Source organism: Actinosynnema sp. ALI-1.44, assembly GCF_001984155.1.
In the GTDB taxonomy this organism is placed as follows: domain Bacteria; phylum Actinomycetota; class Actinomycetes; order Mycobacteriales; family Pseudonocardiaceae; genus Kibdelosporangium.
Map to the genome: position 1 here is coordinate 149,606 of NZ_MTQO01000034.1, position 19,333 is coordinate 168,938.

A 19,333-nucleotide genomic window follows, 5' to 3' on the forward strand; every position below is an offset into this window, starting at 1 on the left:
AATGTCTGTCACCTCTTGGGGCGACAACACGAACGGCCAGCTCGGCGACGGCACCACCACCGCACGCCCGAACGCGTCCACTGTGGATGGACTGGGCGAGGTGCGGCAGATCGAGGCGGGCAGCGGGCACGTCGTGGCGGTGTTGTCCGACGGCACCGCGCTCGCGTGGGGCCGCAACATCTTCGGCCAGGTGAGCAACGGCACCACGGAGAACCAGACGCGGCCGACGCCTGTGCGCGGCCTTGACCGTCCGATTCGGACGGTTTCACTCGGCGGCGGGCACAGCATGTTCCTGGTGGAGGACGGTTCGCTGTACGCAAGCGGCGCCGGTTTCTTCGGCTGCCTGGCGGAGGCGAGCAGGCAGGTCAGCCCGGTGCCGGTGCGCATCGAGGGGCTGCCCGGCCCGGTCCGCTCGATCGCGGCGGCAGGCGGCCACAGCCTGGCCCTGCTCGAGGACGGCTCGGTGTGGAGCTGGGGCCGCGACGATTACGGTCAGCTCGGCGACGGTGCCGACGCGGACACCAAGCCGGGCCGGGTGATCCAGGAACACGCGGGCAAGCAGTACCCGTGCCGGTTCGTGCCGTCGCGCGTCGAGGGGCTGCCCGAGGTCGCGGCGATCGCGGCAGGCGGCGGCCAGAGCCTCGCCCTGCTGCCCGACGGCACCGTGCTGGCGTGGGGCTTCAACGACTGCGGGCAGCTCGGCGACGGAACCACCACGCACCGCAACGCCCCGGCCAAGATCGAGGGGCTGAGCGGCGTCACGCAGCTCGCCGGCGGCTACCACCACACGCTGGCCCTGCTGTCCGACGGCACGGTGCGGGCGTTCGGCCTGAACGACCGCGGCCAGCTCGGCAACGGCGCGACCACCAACAGCGCACTCCCGGTCGAGGTCCGCGGCCTGCGTGGGGTCAAGCAGATCGCCGCGGTCGGCGGCGGATCGGACGCCGAACCGGGCAACGCGGGCCACAGCGTCGCTGTGCTCGACGACGGCACGGTGTGGGCGTGGGGCTGCAACGACCACGGCGAGCTCGGTGACGGCACCCGGGAAAGCCGCTCGATTCCCGTCCAGGTCAAGGGGTTGAGCGACGTCGCCGCGGTGACTGTCGGCGGCGAGGTGCCGCAGTTCCGCGAGAACCCCGGCGGCGGCTACTCGCTGGCGCTGGCCGGAGGCCGGTGATGGACGTGCTGACGGACGTCCGGGACTGGATCAAGGCCACCGCGATCCCGTTGCCCGGCACCGAGACCGACGCGGCACTCGGCGGTCTCGGCCCACTCGGTGCGCTGGTCGGCGACGCGGTGGTCGTCGGCATCGGCGGATCGACCTACGGCGCGCACGAGCAGTTCACCCTGACCGCGGCGGTGATCCGGCACCTGGTGGAGGACCACGGGTTCCGCACCGTCGCGACCGAGGAGGACTGGGACGTCGCACTGCCGCTCGACAACTACGTGGTGTGCGGGGACGGTGACATCGACGAACTGCTGACCACCACTGGCATGCCGTGGCGCACCAAGGAAACGCGTGCGCTGCTGGAATGGATGCGTTCGTACAACAGCACGCACGTCGACGACCCGGTCCGGTTCGTCGGTGTCGGGGTGATCGACACGAGGGCCGAGGTGTACGACCTGGTGAGCGCGCACGTCGGCAAGGTCGCCCCGCAGGAGCTGCCCGAGCTGGCGCGGCACTTCGAGCCGATCCGGCCGACCCGTGCCGATCACGTGCGGTGGTTCTTCACCGAGGCCGAGGACCACGAGGCGCTGCTCGACCACGCGCGGGCCGCGTTGGCGATCGTGGAACGGGTCGCGGACTCCGATCTCATCGTGCAGCACGCACGACAGATCGTGGGGTTCTACGAGCACTACACGCACCACGTCGTCGAAGACGGGTACCGCGACGAGAAGATGGCCGAGAACCTCCGGTGGTGGCAGGAGTACACCGGGCACCGGATCGCCTACTGGTCGACGAACGCCCACAGCGTGCGCAGCGAACGGCTGACGATCTCCATCCCGCCGAAGGGGAGGCTGGAGTTCACGCCGACCGGGGCGCACCTGCACAAGGTGTTCGGCGACCGGTACTTCTCGCTCGGGCTCACGTTCACCAGCGGTGAGGTGATCTCCGGGTGGGGACTGCCGCCGTTCGCCCGGCGGGCCATGCCCGCGCCGCGGCAGCCCGCGGAGTTCGCCGAGACACCGTTGTCCGGAGTGGACATCCCGCAGTTCCTGCTGCCGTTGCGCGACGGGCCGGGTTCGTGGGTGGACTCGCCCGCGAAAGCACGGGTGATCGGCTCTGTCTGCGACCCCGGCCAGCCCACCGAGGAGTACTGGATGACGGGCGGCTCACTCGGCGAGTGGTTCGACGCCCTGATCCACAACCAGGTGATCACGCCGACCACCGATCTCTGAACGCACCGTCACAGGTCGAGGCGCGTCAGCTCGTGCCGTGAGGTGATCCCGAGTTTGCGGAACACCTTTCGCAGGTGGTAGTCCACCGTGCGCGGGCTGACGAAGAGCTGCGCCGCCACCTCCCGGTTGGTCGCCCCGAGGCTGACCGACCTGGCGACTTGCAGCTCCTGCGGGGTGAGTTCCTCGGTGCGCCCCGGTTCCTGGCGCCGGGCCGTCTCACCGGTGGCACGCAGCTCGACGCGTGCCCGCTCGGCCCACACCGGTGTGCCGAGGCGGGTGAGGGTGTCCAGCGCGGACCGCAGGTGCTCGCGGGCTCGGGTCCGCCTGCGTTCCCGGCGGAGGAACTCGCCGTACAGCAGTTCGGTGCGAGCGTGCTCGAAGGGGCGTTCGGTCGCGGCGTGCAGGCGCAGCGCTTCGGCGTAGTGCGCGTCGGCCACGTCGGGGTCGTCGGCCAGCAACGCCTGAGTGCGTTCGGCCAGCGCCCGCAGTTCGGTCGACCCGACCGTGTCCACCCACTTCAGGTAGCGGTCGAGCAGGGCAGTCGGTGCGTGGCCGACGCGGACGGCGGCCTCGACGTGGTCGGGGATCGCACTCACCGCCATCACCGGACTGCCCGGCTCGGGGCCGGAACCGTCCAGCTTGGCGAACACCGCCAGCGCCTCCTCGTGCCGCCGGTCGGCCAGTGCGAGCAGGCCGAGTGCGCGTTGTGCGGTGTCCGCGACCTTGACCAGGTTGCGGGACACGGCTTCGGCCATCGTCTGCTCGGCCAGCGCGCGGGCCTCGCCCGCCCGCCCCCGCAGGCCCGCCAGCATGCTCAGCGACGCCTGGTGCAGGCTCGCGCTGTTGCTCCTGGCCGTTTCCACAGCCATCCGGTGGCCCTCGTCCGCCAACGCCTCCGCGGCGGCGAACCGGCCGAGACTGATCTCGTCCGGCACCACGTATTCGAGCGTCAGCGCGAGAGTGCCCGCCGCGCCGATCGCACGGGCACGGGCGACCGCCTTGTGCCGCAAACGGGCGGAGAGGGCGTACTGGCCGACGGCCCACGCCATGCCGCCCGCCGCCAGCAGCATCTCCGGGTCTTCGAACCGTTCGGCTTCGGCCAGCGCGTCCGCCACCGCACTGGCCTGCTGGTGATCCATCCGGGTGCCGATGAACGCGCGGAGCAGCTTGGCCAGCAGCCTGCTGGTGTCGTCGGTGAACTCGGGCAGCCGGGCCAGGCAGGACGCGAGTGAGTCCAGCACGTCCGGACGCACGGCCGTGTAGGCGGCTTCGCGGGCGAGCGTCACGATCTGGAGCACCCGGTGCGGGTCCGTGGCGGCGAACGCGGCGGACATGAGGAGCGTGACGGCGTCGGACGGCGAGCCTGCCCGCAGCTCGATGGAACCGCGCAGGTACAGCGCTTCCGCCGAGTCCTCGACGCGGTCGAGCGAATCGAGCGCCGACGTCGTGTCACCGCCGCGCCACCACGCGTGGGCGGCGGCGGTACGACGCCGTTGGGCGTCGTCCGCGGCCGGGCTCAGCTCGGCGGCTCGTTCGAGCGCGGCGGCGGCCGCGAGGTGGCCCGACCGGCGGATCGCCTGCGCGGCACTGGATTCCAGCGCGGCCGCGACCTCTTCGTCCGGGCCGTCGGTCGCCTTGGCCCGGTGCCACGCCCACCGGTCGGTTCGCTGGGTGTCGGCGTCGGCCAGTGCGCGGTGCGCCGCGAGGCGTTCGGCGGGAGTGGCGCCGTGGTAGACGGCCGACCGCATCAGCGGATGCCGGAAATCCAGGTCAGCCAGCAGCACCTGATCGGCTTCGGGCGAGTCGAGCAACGACGGGACGATGCCGAGGCGACCGGCCGCCGCGCGGATCAGCTCCCGGGACGACGGCCCGGCCGCGGCCGCGAGCAGCAGCAGCGTGCCGAGCTGAGGACCCAGCTTGCGGACGCGGGCGAGGAACACCTGCTCCAACCGGCTGGCCAACGGGACCGGCTCACGTACCGCTTCGTGCGGTGAGAGATCCGCCAGCTCGATCAGCGCCAGCGGGTTGCCGCCGGTGCTCGTCACCAGGTGCTCCAGCAGCAACGGGCTGACGCGCTCGCCGAGCAACGTCCGCGCGGCGCGCAGATCCAGCCCGGTCAGCCGCAGTTCCGGTACGCCCGCCGTGTCGATCGGCCTGCCCTCGTCGTCCCGCACCGCCACCAGCAGCGCGATCGACTCGGCCGCCAGCCTGCGGGCCACGAACAGGAACGCGTCCAGCGACGCCGCGTCGCTCCACTGCGCGTCGTCCACCACGCACAGCACAGGCCGTTCGCTTGCCAGGTCCGACAGCAGGGTCAACGCCGCCATGGACACCAGGAACGGCTGGACCTCGCCGACGCCGCCGAGACCGAACGCCGTGCCGAGCGCCGCTGCCTGCGGCCCGGGGAGGCAGTCGACGCGGTCCAGCACAGGGGTGAGCAGTTGGTGCAGGGCGGCGTACGCGAACTGCGACTCGGACTCGGCCCCGACCACTCGCAGCACCCGCAGGTCCCGGGCCTCGGCGAGGGCGTGGCTGAGGAGCGTCGACTTGCCGATGCCGGCTTCGCCGCGGACCACGAGCCCGCCGCCGTGCTCGTCGCGGGCCTGGTCGATCAGCTTGTCGATCATGGCCAGCTCGGCGTTCCGGCCCACGATCATGACTGGGATCCTACCGGGCACGACTGGCGACTCGCGTGGTGCGAAAGCACCGCCCCGCTCCCTAACGTCAGTGGTGCGCGCAGAGGACGAGGGAGCTCCCGATTCCCCCAGGCGGGGCTCCCTCCCCGGGGGCGGGGCAATCTGCGGGTCCACTGAATCCCGGTTGGCCTCGCCCCACCTCGTCGCGAGGAAGGAGAGGCATGAGCCAGAACACGCCGCCGCCGCTGGAGCGGCACGTACTGGTCGTCGCGGGCGTGGTCGCCCTCGGCGCGTTCATGACGGTACTGGACACGACGATCGTCAGCGTGGCGATCCGCACGTTCTCCGAGGAGTTCGGCGCTTCGCTGGCCACGATCCAGTGGGTGGCGAGCGCGTACCTGCTCGCTTTGGCGGTCGTGATCCCGTTGACGGGCTGGGCCGCTGACCGGTTCGGCGGCAAACAGCTGTGGATGGTGTCGCTCACGCTGTTCCTGCTGGGGTCGTTGCTGTGCGGGCTGGCGTGGTCGGTCGAGAGCCTGATCGTGTTCCGGGTGGTGCAGGGGCTCGGCGGCGGAATGGTGCTGCCCGCCGGACAGGCACTGCTCGCGCAGATCGCCGGGCGGGACCGGGTCGGCCGGGTGATGAGCCTCGTCGGCATCCCGCTGTTGCTCGGCCCGGTTCTCGGTCCGGTCGTCGGCGGTGCGCTGATCGACGCGTTCTCGTGGCACTGGGTGTTCTTCATCAACCTGCCGATCGGGCTGATCGCGCTGCCGTTGTCGTGGAAGCTGATCGACGCGGGTACGCCGCGGCCTTCGGAGAAGGTCGACCTGCTTGGCCTGTTGCTGTTGTCGCCGAGTTTGGCTCTGCTCGTCTACGGGCTTTCCAACCTCGTCGCGGGTGCTCCCTCACCGACCACGATCGGTTGCCTTGCCGCAGGGGCGGTTCTGCTTGTTCTCTTCGTGATTCACGCGCTGCGCGGGGAGAACGCGCTGCTGGATCTGAAGCTGTTCGGTGACAGCCAGTTCCGGGCCGCCAACCTGGTCAACGTGTTGTCCGGCGCTTCGATGATCGGTGCCATGTTCGTCCTTCCGCTCTACTACCAGGTTCTGCGGGGCGAGTCGCCGTTGGTGGCCGGTTTGCTGACCGCTCCGCAGGGCATCGGGGCCGCTTTGTCCATGCGCCTGGGTGGCGGGTTGGTCGACAAGGGCCGGGCCGGGGTCGCCGTGCTGAGTGGGGCCGTTCTGATGGCGCTGGGTTACGTGGTGTTCGTCAATCCCGCTCCGGACGCCAGTTACGTGTTGCTGTCCTGTTCGCTGTTCGTCGTGGGTGTCGGTGCCGGGTTGACGATCACGCCAGCCATGTCGGCGGCCTACCGGACTCTGGATCGTCGGGCGATGCCCAAGGCCACTGCTTTGCTGAACATCGTGCAGCGTGTTGGCGGGTTGCTCGGTACCGCTGTCTTCGCCGTCGTGCTCCAGGCCAATCTCGGGCCTGATGGTCTGCGCGGGACCGTTGACGCTGGGGCTTTCGCGACTACGTTCTGGCTGCCGCTTGGTTGTGCCGCTTTGGCTTTGCTGCCCGCGTTGGTCCTGCCGCGGTCTCCCAAGATGGCTGAGAGCGTTGCCAGCTGATGTCGAGCGATTCTTGTGAGCTTGCGTCACATCCCGGCTTGGGGTGCTACGTGGTTTTGGCGATGCGCGGCGGGAGGTTGGGGTAGCCGGGATGTACGCCGGGAGTCAGCCCGGCCTGTACGGCCAAGCGGTGCAGTAGGTCGGACATCTGTGCGCGTTCCTCAGCCGACAGCGGGGCGAGGAGCTCTTCCTCGTGGTCCTGCATGACCTTGCGGACGCCGCGCATGACTTCCTTGCCTCGCTCGGTCAGCTCCACGATCCGTACGCGGCGGTCGGCCGGGTCCGGCCTTCGCTCGGCGAGGCCTTGCTGCTCGAGCTCGTCGACGAATGTGACCACTCGGCTCGGCTGGATGTTGAAGTGCCTTGCCATCGCCTGCTGGCTGTTGCCGGGGGACTGGGCCAGCCAGCGCAGCAGGCCCACCTGGGGCGGGGTCACTCCCAGGGCGGCGACCCGTTCAGCGAAGCGGCCGGCCGCATGGGTGCCTAGCTGCGTGAGCAGGAAGACAGCGTTCACGTTCTGTTCCACAGCCGAATCATAAACCAGTGATAAAGTAATGCTGGTGGAATGATTCTATGGTATGAACGATATAGGACCGCATACGAACCACGTCAGCACGACTACGGCAGGGGGAACCATGAGCCAGGAGACCGCAGCCGACCTGCGCAAGGCCTCGTTCCAAGGCCCGATCCACCTTCCGGGTCAGGAGGGCTACGACGAGGCTCGGTTGCCTTGGCGGCGCAATCTCGACCCGAAGCCCCTGGTGGTCGCGGAGGCCGTCAACGCGAACGATGTCCAGATCGCCGTCCGGGTCGCGCGTGAGCTCGACCTCCCGTTCGGTGTCCAGTCCACCGGGCACGGCACAGTCGTCGCGGCGGATGGCGGGGTGCTGTTGAAGACCACGCGGATGACCGGGGTCCGTGTCGACGAGAAGCACCAGACCGTCACCGTCGGGCCCGGCGACATCTGGAACTCGGTGATCGACGCGGCAGATCCGCTCGGCCTCGCGCCGCTGTCCGGCGGGCTGCCCTGGGTGGGCGTCGCGGGGTACACGCTCGGCGGCGGCACCGGCTGGCTGAGCCGCAAGTTCGGGTTCGCCGCCGACAGCCTGCTCCGGGCGACCGTCGTGACCGCGACGGGTGAGCTCCGCACGGCGTCCGAGGACGAGAACCCCGACCTGTTCTGGGCGTTGCGCGGCGGCAGCGGCAACTTCGGTGTCGTCACCGAGCTCCAGCTGCGGCTCTTCCCGGTCTCGCAGGTGTACGCGGGCTTGCTCCACTTCCCGATCGCCAAGGCCGCCGACATCCTCACCCGGTACCGCGACTGGGCGCGGACCGAGCCGGACGAGCTCAACACCGGTTTGGTGATGCTGAAGATGCCGGACATCGAGCAGGTGCCGCCGCCGGTGCGGGGCAAGCGCGTGATCTCGCTGCGTGCCTGCTACATCGGTGAGCAGGCCGAGGGGGACAAGCTGCTCGCGCCGCTGCGTGAGGCGGGCGGTGAGCCGTTGATGGGCGGCCTGCGGATGATGACCTACGGCGGTGTCCGCCAGCTCACCGGCCCGCCGCCGAGGCCCCTCGCCTCGCTGGAGCACGTCGACCTGTTCCGGTCGCTGGACGACGAGGTGATCGAGAGCGTCGTGTCGGCCGCAAGCGACGACAAGACGTTGCTGTCGGTGGCGGAGATCCGGCACTGGGGCGGTGCGATGGCGCACGACACGGGCACCCCGGTCGGGCACAGGGATGTGCCGTTCTCGATCGTCACCGAGATCGATCTGTCCGACCAGGCGACCGAGCCGGAGGCGAAGGCCTTCCTCGACGCACTGGCCGCGCGGCTGCGGCCGCACGCGACGGGCGGCACGTTCCTCAACTTCATCAACGACCCCGCGCTGACCGAGACGGCGTTCGAACCGGCGAACTGGCAGCGGTTGCGCCAGGTGAAGAAGGTGTACGACCCGTCGAACTTCTTCCACTGCAACCACAACATCCCGCCGGCGTCATGAACCGGCTCGAGGTGAAGCTGGTCCGGTGGCCCGCCGAGGCGGCTTCCCTCGCGCGCTACCGCCAGATGAACGTGTTGCGCCTGCTCGTCGTCGAGGGGAGGGCAGCGCCGCCCATCACCGCCGACGTGAAGGAGGACTGGGTCCGGCCGCCGGTCAGCAAGGCCGACCTGATGGCGCGGATCGCCGCGCTGCGGGCCCGTTCCGACGTGTACGCGGTGCCGCACGTCGACCCGGTGGGGGTGCTGCGCTACGGCTCCCAGTCGGTCACCGTCTCCGCGATCGGCACGGCAGTGCTGTCCCGGCTCGCCGCCGACTTCGGCGTCCTCGTCGAACGTGAGGAACTGCTCGGCCTGCTGCCGGGCAACGACGGTGACCGCAACGCACTCGATCTGCAGATCATGCGACTGCGCAGGCGCATCGGGCCGTTGGGCCTCGGCATCCGCACGGTGCGGGGCCGCGGCTATGTTCTCGTGCCGCAGAGCTCGGAGGAGACGGCGTAGATGGCAACACTGGTTTCGCTGCACGCGCACCCGGACGACGAGAGCATCGGCACGGGCGGCGTGTTGCGCAAGGCCTCTGAGGAAGGACACCGCGTCGTGCTCGTGGTCGCCACCAACGGCGAGCACGGCGAGTTGGTGGACGGCGTCGTGCTGGCCGACGGCGAGTCGCTGGCCACCCGCCGGATCAAGGAGACATACGAGGCAGCCGAGATCCTGGGCGTGCACCGCGTGGTGTTCCTGGGATACCAGGACTCCGGGATGATGGGCGCGGACACCAATGACGACGCCCGCTCGTTCTGGCAGGCGGACGTCGACAAAGCCGCACGGGCGCTCGCGGACCTCCTCACCGAGGAACACGCGGACGTGCTGACCGTGTACGACGACAACGGCGGCTACGGCCATCCCGACCACATCCAGGTGCACCGCGTCGGTATGCGGGCCGCGGAGATCGCGGGCACCAGGAAGGTGTACCAGCAGACGATGAACCGCGACCGGATGCGTCGCGGCCGCAAGGCGTTCGCCGCTCGTGCGAAAGCGGCGGGCATCGAGATCCCCGGCGGCGGCGAGGAAGACCACGGCACGTTCGGCAAGCCGGAAGCGGAGCTCACCGCCGCGGTGGACGTGACGCCGTACCTGGCGCACAAACGCCGGGCGATGCGTGCGCACGCCAGCCAGATCGGCGAGAAATCGGTGTTCCTCGCGATGCCGGATGAGGGTTTCCGGTTCGGGTTCGGCACGGAGTGGTTCATCCGCGCCGGGCAGGGGCCCGGCATCACCGAAACCGATCTCTTCCAGGGCCTGGCCTGATTTGATGTGTCCGAGCGGATCTCGTTGATGCGATTCGATTGTCAGACTTGGGGTAGGTGGAGTTCGCAGCGCGGGGTGCGAGGGTGCGCGGGGTCCAGGCTGTTGAGGGTCAGGTCGATCGTCCGGTTGCTGGTGACCAGGGAGGTGTCGCAACCCGGAGACGTCGCCTTCACGCACAGATTGGCAGGGATTGTGTTCCGCTACCGGGGTTCCCGTCCGGTGCGGCGCACGACGTCCTTGATGAAGTCGAGCGTGGGACTGCCTGCCTCGACCACTACGCGCTCGGTGTTGAAGTTCCAGGCAAAAAGACCGAGTCTGGTGAGCTCGGTGATCGACGTGTCGGCCAGCAGTGTCCGCACGTCCTGGTCGACGACTTTGCCCCGAGTGCGTTGGTTGCCGTACGCGGCTACCATGACCGGCCCGTATTCGCTGAGGATGCGGACGGTGCGCCGTATCTGTTCGACGTTGCCGTCCGGTTGCTTCGCCAGGACGGACTGGAAATCGGAGGTGGCCAGCACGTCGGCGAACTGCTTGAACATGGAGCGGCCGCCTGCCGTCGCCGGGGAGTCGTTGTTGGTTTGCCACCCGTCCCAGCCCAGCGCTACGCGCGCGTTCGGCGCTTCGTCCCGAATGATCTGCCGGGTCTCGAGATAACGGTCCTTCAACGCCTTGTAATACGCCGTGGTCGCGGGGTCGGCGGCGTATGCGCCGTCAACGCACGCGAACTTGTTGACCTCGTGGAATACCGTGACGTACAGCGGTGGGCTGTCGGCCCGACCGGCGAAGGCGCGTGCGAGGGTTCGCATGTGCCGGAGAAAGTCGGCGGACAGAGGATGGGGCCTGCCGCAGCCGACACCGTACTTGGTGTCGACGGGTACCTCAGGGTCGTCCTCGGCCCAGTTGGCGACGATCACATGCAGCGCGTAGCCCTCCGCATAGGCGTTGGCCACCATGGTGTCGCGTTGGGCCGTCAACTTCGCCAGGTCGTTCGGCTTGTGATAGTTGGTGGTGAGCATCCGCACCGGGGTCTCCCGCACGAGTTTGCTCGCCAGCGCGGAGTTGATCTGGTCGCCGAGGCCGTACAGCAGCGTGGCTCGGCCGTCTGCCGACAAGGTGGGGACCTGGCGGCGGTCCGAGGGGTCCGGCGGGTGGGCGGCGCCACCCGGTCCGCTGTCCGATGTGGACGAAGCGGCCATGAAGGCGGCGATCAGCACCACGACGACGCCGATACCGATGGTTACCAGGACGCGACGGCGAACGGGTCGCCCGCCCGAGTCCGCGAAGAGTTGTGCGGCCTCGTCCGCGGTGGGCCGGCTGGCCGGGTCCGCACGTGTCAGCGCGGAAAGGATGCCGGTGAGGTGGTCGTTGCCCAGTGGGGAGCCCTCGACGGCGGCTGAGAGCGTCACACCGAGCGCGTAGAGGTCGGACGCCGGTGTGGCGATGTCGCCCGCGAGCACCTCGGGGGCCAGGTAGCCGGGAGTCCCGGCGGTTCGCGCGGTCCCGGTCAGTGTGACCTGGCCCCACGCCGCGATGCCGAGGTCGGCCAGCTTCGCCGTCCCGTCGTCGGTGACGAGGATGTTGGCTGGCGTGATGTCGCGGTGCACCATGCCCTTGGCGTGCATGGCAGACAGCGCGGTGGCGATCTGCGCGCCGATCTGGGCGACGCGGCTCGACGCCACCGGGCCGTCCGTCCGGCAGATCTCGGCCAGGCTGCGGGCCGGCAGGTATTCCATGACCAGCCACCGCTTGCCGTCCTCGACGACCACATCGAATACGGAGATCACGTTGGGGTGGTGCAGTCCCGCCCCGATCCGGGCCTCACGCCGGGTTTCCTCGCCGTCGCCGGTGCTGGCCTGCTTGAGCGCCACCTCCCGGCGTAACTCAAGGTCGGTGGCCCGCCAGACCTTCCCCATACCGCCCGCTCCGACAGCTTCCTCGAGCCGATACCGGCCAGCGACTATTTCCTCGCTACGCACCGGCCCAGACTAGTCACTGTCCGCAGTACCAAGCACACTTGATCATACGGGCCGCCAACAGGTGGCCTGCGTGACCTCGCGCCCGGGAGTCATGTTCGGTTCAGGAACCGGCGGGCATTCGACGCCGCGCCGAGCAGGGGCAGCAGCGCGCGCAGCACTGGGCGTCCGGTTCGGCTGGTGAGGTGTTGCTGCCAGCGCACGGGCTGTAGCGATTCGCGTAGTGCCGGTACCGCGTGACCGGCCATGGCTTGTTGGTACTCGTGTAGTGCCAGCGCTAACGCGTGTTTGTCATGGGCCCTGGTGAGGTGGTGGACGAGCAGGTCGGCGTCGCGGATAGCGGTCGCGGCGCCTTGCCCGCCGGTGGGTGGCATGGCGTGTACGGCGTCACCGAGCGCGGTGACCGCCCTGAGTTGCCACGGTGTGAGGTCGGTGTCCGGGTTGGCCGCGTAGAAGGGAAACTGGGTGACCTGGGCTGGGTCGGAGTTGTCGAGCAAGGCCTGGATCCAGGCTGACCAGCCCCGGAGCAGGCCTCGTGCCCGGTGCAGGGCCGCTGCGGCGGTCACGGGTCCCGCCTCGGCGATGGTGGCCGGGACGATGACGCCCCACAGGACGTATCCGGGTTCCACGATCGCCGGTGGGTCCTGGCAGGCGTCGGTCGCGATCGGCGCGGTGGCCGGGTCGTGCAGGGACAGGAAGATCGCGGTGCCGTCGGGGCCGAGGACGAACGCGGGACCGGCCTGGAGGTCGCGGGGCAGGCCCGCGCGCACCGCGTCGGTCAGTGCGGCCCGTCCGGCCAGTCCTGACGCGGGCAGGATTCGGCTGGTGGGACTGCCGGTGAGAGCGGTGACGACGCGGGACCGCGCACCGTCCGCGCCGACGAGCACATCGGCGGTTTCGGTTCTGCCGTCGGCGAAACACGCGGTCGCAGTGCCTTCGGGATCGTGACGCAACCCGACGAGCTCCGAACCGAGTCGGACGACGTCGTCCAGGCCGTGTCCCAGAAGTCGGCGCAGTGGGAGCCGGCCGATCAGCATGTGGTCGCCGTCGTCGCCGCGCGGAAGGCGTGTCAGCACTCGTAAGCGGTGGTCCAGCATAGTGAACTGCTGGAACGTGCGTGGGTGTGGTGCGCTTGCCATGAGTGCCTGGTACACCCTGCGGTCCAGGCGCCGTCGCAGTACGTCCACTGCGGGTGGGCTCAGGTGTAGTCGGTAACCCTCGGTGTGTGCCAGGTCGGTGTCGCGCTCGTGGACCTGTACGTCCATTCCGGCGGCACGCAGTCCATGAGCCGCTACCAATCCGCCGATCCCTGCGCCGATGATGATGACTCGCATCACCCCTCCAATCAGTCTACTGATATCAGGCTAGGCAGCAGATGGTGCGCTTCCCCGTCTTCCTGTCCAGCTTGAAATCAGCCTACTGATATTCTGGCGGCGTGGGTGATGACGAGTGGGTGAGCGAGGACTTGGCCGTGCTCCCGGCGTGGGCGATCGTGCAGGCGTATCACGCGTTGGCGCGTAGCTTGTATGAATTGTTCGGGCGTCATGGGTTGACGCCGGTTCAGTTCGGGGTTCTGGCGCAGCTGTCGGATAGCCCGGGTCTGTTGCAGGCTGAGCTCGCTCGTCGGGTGTTGATCCGCCCGCAGAGCATGACTGGCGTCATCGCCGATCTTGCCGAGCGTGGTCTGTTGCTTCGGCAGGGGCCGGGTGGGCGCGGTAAGCCGGTGCCGGTACGCCTGACCGAGGAGGGGCGGGCGGTGCTCAAGGCAGCGGGCGTCTCGATACGGAAGTTCAACGAACCGGCCGCGTTGGGCCTGGAGAGCTACGAAGCGGGGATGCTCAACGCCCTGCTGCACAAGCTGATCGCTGCGCAGACGGAGCGCACCCGCGCGTAGCTCGACGAACGTGACGATCTGGCCGAGTCGCCACCCCAGAACGCGCGAAGGCCTGGAGCAGGTGGGCGGTGAGGGCCGTCGTGCCACGGCCGGGCGTCGTCGGCGCGTCAGGAGACGTGGACGGTTGCCAGCGTGACGGCGGCGGCACGTAGGCGCACTGTGACGGTGCCTGGGCGTGTTGGGGTGAAGTCGATGTCCTCCGGCTCGGTCGGGTCGACATCGGCGTTGCTGTCGGGGTATTCGTCGACGGTGATGTCGTCGGACCGGTCGGACCTGATGTTGATCTTGACCGGTTGGCCGACCGCCACTCGCAGGACCGTGTCGGGCGGCTGGACTTTGCCTGCCTGATAGGACACGTCGGCGACTGTTCTGGCTGCGCTCGACCCGGTCGGCGGTGGTCCGGTCGAAGAGGTGGTCACCGGTGGGCTGGTGGGCGTGGGCGGACTCGCCGGAGGGTTCGAATCATTCGATGAACAACCGGTGCTGGCCACCGCCACGACGATCAGCACGAAGCTGGCAATTGACCTGATCATCAGCTCAGACTAAGGCTGAATGGGGCAGCCCGCGGAGTGGAAACCCGAACGGGTCACTGATGACTGTCGACATGTGCTCTGTCGACAGTGGACGGCCTGCCCATGGCGACTGTCGTGGCGGGTGGCGATCCGGCGCCAGTTGTCGAGCGTGCGGGCGGGAGAGACAATGAAGTGGTTACGCGGTGGTTGTGTCAGCTGGGCACATCGTGGGTATCCAGCTGACACAACCCTCCTTTACTACTCCGTGACGGTCTTCAACGGCACCCCGAACCGAACCGTCGGGACCGTCACGGAGCAGGCCTTTAGGGCACGGCGAAGGTGTTCCGTGCCTTGCCGTCATCGATCACGACGACCGCGGGACACTGTGAACACTCGCTGCTTGGTCGCGTGTGGACGGTGAATCTACCTTCCGCCCAGCAGGCGACCTCCCGAGCCGATCGGACCGCCGCCGCCGTTGCCGCTCCTCTGTGGGAGGCAGAGTACAACAAACGTGCGATGGTGAAACGTCGGACAACACCATCGAGTGGTCGACGAAATTCTTTTCACGCTTGCCGGGGGGATGTCTATCGGGCCCGCGAGCCGAAGAGTCGCAGTACGGCCATCGACATCACGCCGGGCAGGAAATCTTTTCCGCTCGAATCGGAGTTCGAACCGTTCACCCGGTGAGTCGAACTCGCGATACCGCGTCCGACCGGTGGATCAGCACGATGACCGCGACGGCGACCGCGATCGCCACCCCGGCTTGGTGGAAGCCGGTGATCACGTTGACAAGGGCACTGATGATGCCGATGTATTCCATCGTCAGTGCGAATGGACGCACCCACGGTCGGGAGCCGAGGAAAATCGCGCTGGTGAGCAGGGCCAGTGCGATCAACGGATTGAGGATGTCCACGATGACGGCCTGTGGATAGACGTCCTGGTTGTGGTCCATCCGGGAGAACGTGTCCTGGAGTTGACCCACCCAGACCCCGAGGGACGCCAGGGCCTGGCATGCCATGATCACGCGCGCGATTCCGATGAGCATCAGTACCCTCCCGGGCGGCGTGGTGGAACGGGCTTGATCGGCTTGACGATCCGGGCAGGCCCGTCCGCGGTTCCCGGGGGTACCGGGACGACGCCGACCGTTGTCAGGACGAAGACGAGGTCGTCCCAGGTCGTGTAGGTGTGCGCCGGACCCGAGCAGAACCCGCCGCCGCACACCGTGGGCGGGTTCGACGAGCAGCTCGCGACGAGCACGAGCGCGAGGGCTGGGAACAGCCGCTTGGACATGGTGCTCCTTGATCTGGCATCCGAACAGCCAGAGCAAGGCTAGGCAAACGGATGGGGACCGGTCCCCGTCAGCGGCGACGAGAGGCTCCACGCTCGTGCCAGGCGTTTCAGCGGACAGCTCAGGCCGCCTGCGACCGTGACGCCACCGCTGGCCGTGGGGAACGCGATGTGCGCACCGACTGTATTCGTTTGGAGCAGTGACAACACCTGCCGCGACGGTCGACCATGTGACCTCGCGTCCGTATCGACGCCGGGAGGGGGCCGCCGATGCCGCAGGAAAGCCTGCTCGTTCTGGTGCGGGAGTTCATGGAAAGGCCGGAGCACCGAGGTGTGCCGGTCACCCGGCGCACACCGATGCTGGTGTTCACCGGACCCAAGGGCTCGGGCAAGACCGCGCTGCTCGACGAGGTGCGGCAGCAGTTGGTCGGCACCGTTCCGCACGCCGTCATCGACTGCGCGACGTTGAAGAGCAACGCCGCGTGGGAGGTGCTCGCGAGCCTCACGTTCGACCTCAACCTCACCGCCGCGGGATACGGGACCGTTCCGTTCCCGCGGTTCGTCACCGCTCAGGTCGCGATCGCCCAGGACTTCACCGGTCTCACCACCGGCAAGAAGCAGGAGCAGTTGGAACGTGCGCTTGAGCAGATGCGCAACGTCGACAAGCTGCGCGAGATCATCGGGGTGATGGCCGACCAGGCGGCCCAGTTCGTGCCGGTGATCGGCCCGGCCGCGCGGTACGCCCCGGAGCTGGTGCTTGGCGGGCTCAAGGCGAACAGGTGGAGCCAGCAGGTCGTGCTCGGCACCGGACTCACCCACTACGGCAAGGACAAGTCCACCGCGTACCTCCAGCTGATCAGGATCAACCAGCTCACCAGGAGGGACGCGAGCGAGAACCAGCGCAAGACCGCGACCGAGCTGCTGTGGAGCGCCTTCCTCGCCGACCTGCGCGCGGCGTTCGGGTCCGGCAGCCGCAAGCGCAGGTGGTCGCTGAACTGCGTCCTGCTGCTCGACAACATCGACGCGAAGCAGGGCCGGATCCTCTACCGGGCGCTCACCGACACCCGCCGCAACGCCGAGCCGGACCCGCTGACCGTGGTCGCGACCAGCGGGGGCAGGCTGCCCCGGCACCTGGACCCGAAGGAGCGCATCCCGTTCGCCGAGGAGGCGAGCTACGCGAACTACCTGGAGCAGCGGCAGGGTGAGTACCGCGCCGACTCGTACCCGGTGCGGCTGCGGGACCTGAGCCTCGACGAGGTCACCGGGATGCTGGACGACGTGGCGCCGCCGTGGATGGACGAGCGGCGCACGTTCGCGGCCTGGATCTACCGGATGACGCTCGGCCACCCCGCCGCGACGGCCGTGCTCGTCAAGGCGTTCAGCGATCGGGAGAGCAGGCCGGGTTCGTTGCGGGAGGTGCTGGCCGACGAGTTCCCCGGTTCGGTCGATCAGGACGAGCAGATCACCGTCCGGCAACGGTTGCGCCGCAAGTTCCTCGGTGACGACCCGGCCGAGGAGTTGCTGACGCAGTTGCGGGCGTGTGCGGCGGCCCGTGACCTCGACCAGGCCGAGCTGTTGCGCGACAGCGGACTGATCGCCAAGCCCGCCGACAACGCCGCGCTGGTGCCCGCGGAGCTCCAGGTTGTCGAGGGTGACAAGAGGGTCATGCTGCCCGCGTTCAGGAACCTGATGCTCGCCGAGCTGGCCGAGCAGCGCGAGCGCTGGCTCGCGGTGCACACCTGGTTGCGGGACAATGGAAAGGAAGATCGGCACTATCACGCTCTCGCCGCGCGGGACGTCGCGGCGGTGGTGGGTTGGCTGGAGCACGGGCTGTCCGACGCGAAGACGTGGCTCGAGTCGTTGCACTCCATCACCGAGGCACCCAACGACCTGAAGCTCGACCACGACAGCACCAAACCGGACCGCGCGCTCGCCGCGGCCGGGTGGCAGCCCTCGGACACGGGGAGCCGGACGACGGCCCGGATCGTCGCGGCGCTGTGGATCGCGCGGGACCCACTGACCACAACCAAGCGCAAGGATCTGTACAGCAGCGCCGCGTTCGACCTGCGCACGCTCGCGCAGGACCCGAAGGCGGCCCGCAACGAACTGCGGCACGAGGCCGACGTGCTCGACGAGCGAGCCGAGACCATCGACGACGTGCCCGAGACCGCGTCCCGCAACACGGTCGCTCGTACCCCGCCCGCCCCGTCGATGGTGCCTCCGGTGTCCACTGTGGAACGGCGAAGGCGCAGGCGGGTCAAGGTCGTCGCGGCGGTGGCCGTGGTCGCGGTGTTGGCGGTGGCAGGAATCTTCGCCGTAACGGAGTTCTTGACGTGCGGCGACGACGTGTACAAGCGCCACGGCGAATGCGTCGGTGTCGCGCACAGCTCGTACGTCTTCGACGACCGGATCGCCGACGTGCAGCGCAAGATCTACGCCGAGAACGACAAGATCGCCAACGAGCCGCGGGTCACGGTCGCGGTGATGACCCCGATGACACCGTTGCCGCAGGACGCGGGCAGCGTGACCTGGGAACGGGTGCGGGCGCAACTGGAGGGCGCGCACGTCGCGCAGCTCGCCGCGAACCAGCAAGGCAGGCTGCCCAAAGTGCGGCTGGTGCTGGCCAACCCCGGCAGCTCGCAGCAGGGCTGGCGGGACGTCGTCGACCAGCTCACCAGCGCGGAGGACGACCTCGTGGGAGTGGTCGGCATCGGGCTCAGCACAGTGCCGACGCAGGAAGCCGCCAAGGCGCTCGCGGCGGCCGACATCCCGATGGTGGCCTCGGTCGTGACCGCCACCGACATCAACGTCGACAAGCAGGGTGACAAGTCCGGCTACATCAGGGGCTTCATCCGCGTGAACACGACAACCGGTGACCAGATCGAGGTGCTGTCGACCTTCCTGGCCGGATCCGGTGTCCGGACGGCGATGCTGGTGTACGACACCAACGACCAGGATCTCTACACCTCGACGCTGTACCGGGAGTTCAAGCAGGCGGCCACCGATCGGCGCGGTCCGCAGATCACAGTGGAAAGCCGGTTCGACACCGAGGCCGCACTGGACACCCAGTTCAAGGAGATCGCCAAAGACCTGTGCGTCGACGGCGCACCCACCACGATCCTCTACGCGGGCCGCGCGGTGCTGCTCGACGACCTGATCCGCAACCTACGCACCCGAGGCTGTGCGCTGGACCGGCAGATCACCCTGGTGACCGGCTCCGACGCCTCGATGTTGCGGTCCCGCGGGGACTTGCGCCCCAAGGACAACGAGGCGAAGCTCGCGATCCTCTACACCCCGCACTTCGACCCGGACGCGATGCGCGACGACGCGGGGTTCGTGGCCATCGGCAAGGAGTTCGACCGGCTCGGGTTCGACAGGAGGGACCTGGACGACGGCTGGGGCATCATGATGCACGACGCCATGCTCGCCACCACGGAGTCGATCGGCCAGGCGGCCAGCGGGCTCGACGCGGGCGCCACGGTGACACGCAAGGAGGTTCGGGCGGCGCTGGGGCGGCTGGACCGCAAGAAGAACGCGGTGAACGGCGCCGGCGGCACGTTCGGGATCAACGCCACGACGGGCAACTCCACCGGTCGGCGGCTGCCGGTGATCGAGGTGGGCCCGGACGGCGCCTTCACCGTCAGAAACGTCGTCGACCTACCCAGCTGACACGCGTGCGCCAGGGGAGCTTCG

General features: G+C 68.8%; 15 protein-coding genes. 8 read left to right on the plus strand and 7 right to left on the minus strand.

The window, feature by feature from the left end:
- The first annotated feature begins 1 nt into the window (after position 1).
- A complete protein-coding gene (locus tag ALI144C_RS08260) occupies positions 2 to 1,177 on the plus strand; it encodes an RCC1-like domain-containing protein (RefSeq protein WP_076986412.1) in 1,176 nt (391 codons plus the stop codon).
- On the plus strand, positions 1,177 to 2,400 hold the full coding sequence (locus ALI144C_RS08265; protein ID WP_076986413.1) for an erythromycin esterase family protein: 1,224 nt from the start codon (positions 1,177 to 1,179) through the stop codon (positions 2,398 to 2,400). The genes ALI144C_RS08260 and ALI144C_RS08265 overlap by 1 nt, the downstream gene beginning before the upstream one ends.
- 8 nt (positions 2,401 to 2,408) lie before the next feature.
- Here ALI144C_RS08265 and ALI144C_RS08270 read toward each other — a convergent pair whose 3' ends face one another.
- Positions 2,409 to 5,057 carry a helix-turn-helix transcriptional regulator gene (locus ALI144C_RS08270; protein ID WP_083752843.1) on the minus strand — a complete coding sequence of 883 codons (2,649 nt, stop codon included), beginning with the start codon at positions 5,055 to 5,057 and terminating at the stop codon, positions 2,409 to 2,411.
- Positions 5,058 to 5,257: 200 nt separating this feature from the next.
- On the opposite strand from ALI144C_RS08270, the gene ALI144C_RS08275 reads away from it, so the two are divergent.
- A complete protein-coding gene (locus tag ALI144C_RS08275; RefSeq protein WP_076986414.1) occupies positions 5,258 to 6,667 on the plus strand; it encodes an MDR family MFS transporter in 1,410 nt (469 codons plus the stop codon).
- A gap of 46 nt (positions 6,668 to 6,713) precedes the next feature.
- On the opposite strand, the gene ALI144C_RS08280 is transcribed toward ALI144C_RS08275, so the two are convergent.
- On the minus strand, positions 6,714 to 7,193 hold the full coding sequence (locus ALI144C_RS08280; protein ID WP_076986415.1) for a MarR family winged helix-turn-helix transcriptional regulator: 480 nt from the start codon (positions 7,191 to 7,193) through the stop codon (positions 6,714 to 6,716).
- A 109-nt stretch (positions 7,194 to 7,302) separates the two neighbouring features.
- On the opposite strand from ALI144C_RS08280, the gene ALI144C_RS08285 reads away from it, so the two are divergent.
- Genes ALI144C_RS08285 through ALI144C_RS08295 form a run of 3 tightly spaced genes read left to right on the plus strand, consistent with a single transcriptional unit; the run spans position 7,303 to position 9,974 of the window.
- A complete protein-coding gene (locus ALI144C_RS08285; protein WP_076986416.1) occupies positions 7,303 to 8,667 on the plus strand; it encodes an FAD-binding oxidoreductase in 1,365 nt (454 codons plus the stop codon).
- On the plus strand, positions 8,664 to 9,167 hold the full coding sequence (locus ALI144C_RS08290; protein ID WP_237774042.1) for a helix-turn-helix domain-containing protein: 504 nt from the start codon (positions 8,664 to 8,666) through the stop codon (positions 9,165 to 9,167). Before ALI144C_RS08285 ends, ALI144C_RS08290 begins: the two co-directional genes overlap by 4 nt.
- Positions 9,168 to 9,974: a PIG-L family deacetylase gene (locus tag ALI144C_RS08295; RefSeq protein WP_076986417.1), complete on the plus strand. Its 807-nt coding sequence runs from the start codon at positions 9,168 to 9,170 to the stop codon at positions 9,972 to 9,974. It begins immediately after the preceding gene.
- A 200-nt stretch (positions 9,975 to 10,174) separates the two neighbouring features.
- Here ALI144C_RS08295 and ALI144C_RS08300 read toward each other — a convergent pair whose 3' ends face one another.
- Positions 10,175 to 11,950, minus strand: a complete 1,776-nt coding sequence (locus ALI144C_RS08300; RefSeq protein ID WP_076986418.1) for a serine/threonine-protein kinase — start codon at positions 11,948 to 11,950, stop codon at positions 10,175 to 10,177.
- 89 nt (positions 11,951 to 12,039) lie between these two features.
- The gene (locus ALI144C_RS08305; RefSeq protein WP_076986419.1) at positions 12,040 to 13,281 is read right to left on the minus strand and encodes an FAD-dependent oxidoreductase; all 1,242 of its coding nucleotides are present in this window, start codon (positions 13,279 to 13,281) and stop codon (positions 12,040 to 12,042) included.
- A 101-nt stretch (positions 13,282 to 13,382) separates the two neighbouring features.
- On the opposite strand from ALI144C_RS08305, the gene ALI144C_RS08310 reads away from it, so the two are divergent.
- The gene (locus tag ALI144C_RS08310; protein ID WP_076986420.1) at positions 13,383 to 13,841 is read left to right on the plus strand and encodes a MarR family winged helix-turn-helix transcriptional regulator; all 459 of its coding nucleotides are present in this window, start codon (positions 13,383 to 13,385) and stop codon (positions 13,839 to 13,841) included.
- 107 nt (positions 13,842 to 13,948) lie between these two features.
- Here the strand turns inward: ALI144C_RS08310 and ALI144C_RS08315 are convergent, their stop codons facing one another.
- From ALI144C_RS08315 to ALI144C_RS08325, 3 genes are all read right to left on the minus strand, one after another.
- Complete coding sequence (locus tag ALI144C_RS08315; RefSeq protein WP_143230506.1) at positions 13,949 to 14,260, minus strand: hypothetical protein; 312 nt, start codon at positions 14,258 to 14,260, stop codon at positions 13,949 to 13,951.
- Positions 14,261 to 15,029: 769 nt separating this feature from the next.
- On the minus strand, positions 15,030 to 15,398 hold the full coding sequence (locus ALI144C_RS08320) for a hypothetical protein (RefSeq protein WP_076986422.1): 369 nt from the start codon (positions 15,396 to 15,398) through the stop codon (positions 15,030 to 15,032).
- The gene (locus ALI144C_RS08325) at positions 15,398 to 15,643 is read right to left on the minus strand and encodes a hypothetical protein (RefSeq protein ID WP_076986423.1); all 246 of its coding nucleotides are present in this window, start codon (positions 15,641 to 15,643) and stop codon (positions 15,398 to 15,400) included. Before ALI144C_RS08325 ends, ALI144C_RS08320 begins: the two co-directional genes overlap by 1 nt.
- A gap of 267 nt (positions 15,644 to 15,910) precedes the next feature.
- Between ALI144C_RS08325 and ALI144C_RS08330 the strand changes: the two genes are divergently transcribed.
- Positions 15,911 to 19,309: an ABC transporter substrate-binding protein gene (locus ALI144C_RS08330; RefSeq protein ID WP_076986424.1), complete on the plus strand. Its 3,399-nt coding sequence runs from the start codon at positions 15,911 to 15,913 to the stop codon at positions 19,307 to 19,309.
- The last annotated feature ends 24 nt before the right edge of the window (positions 19,310 to 19,333 follow it).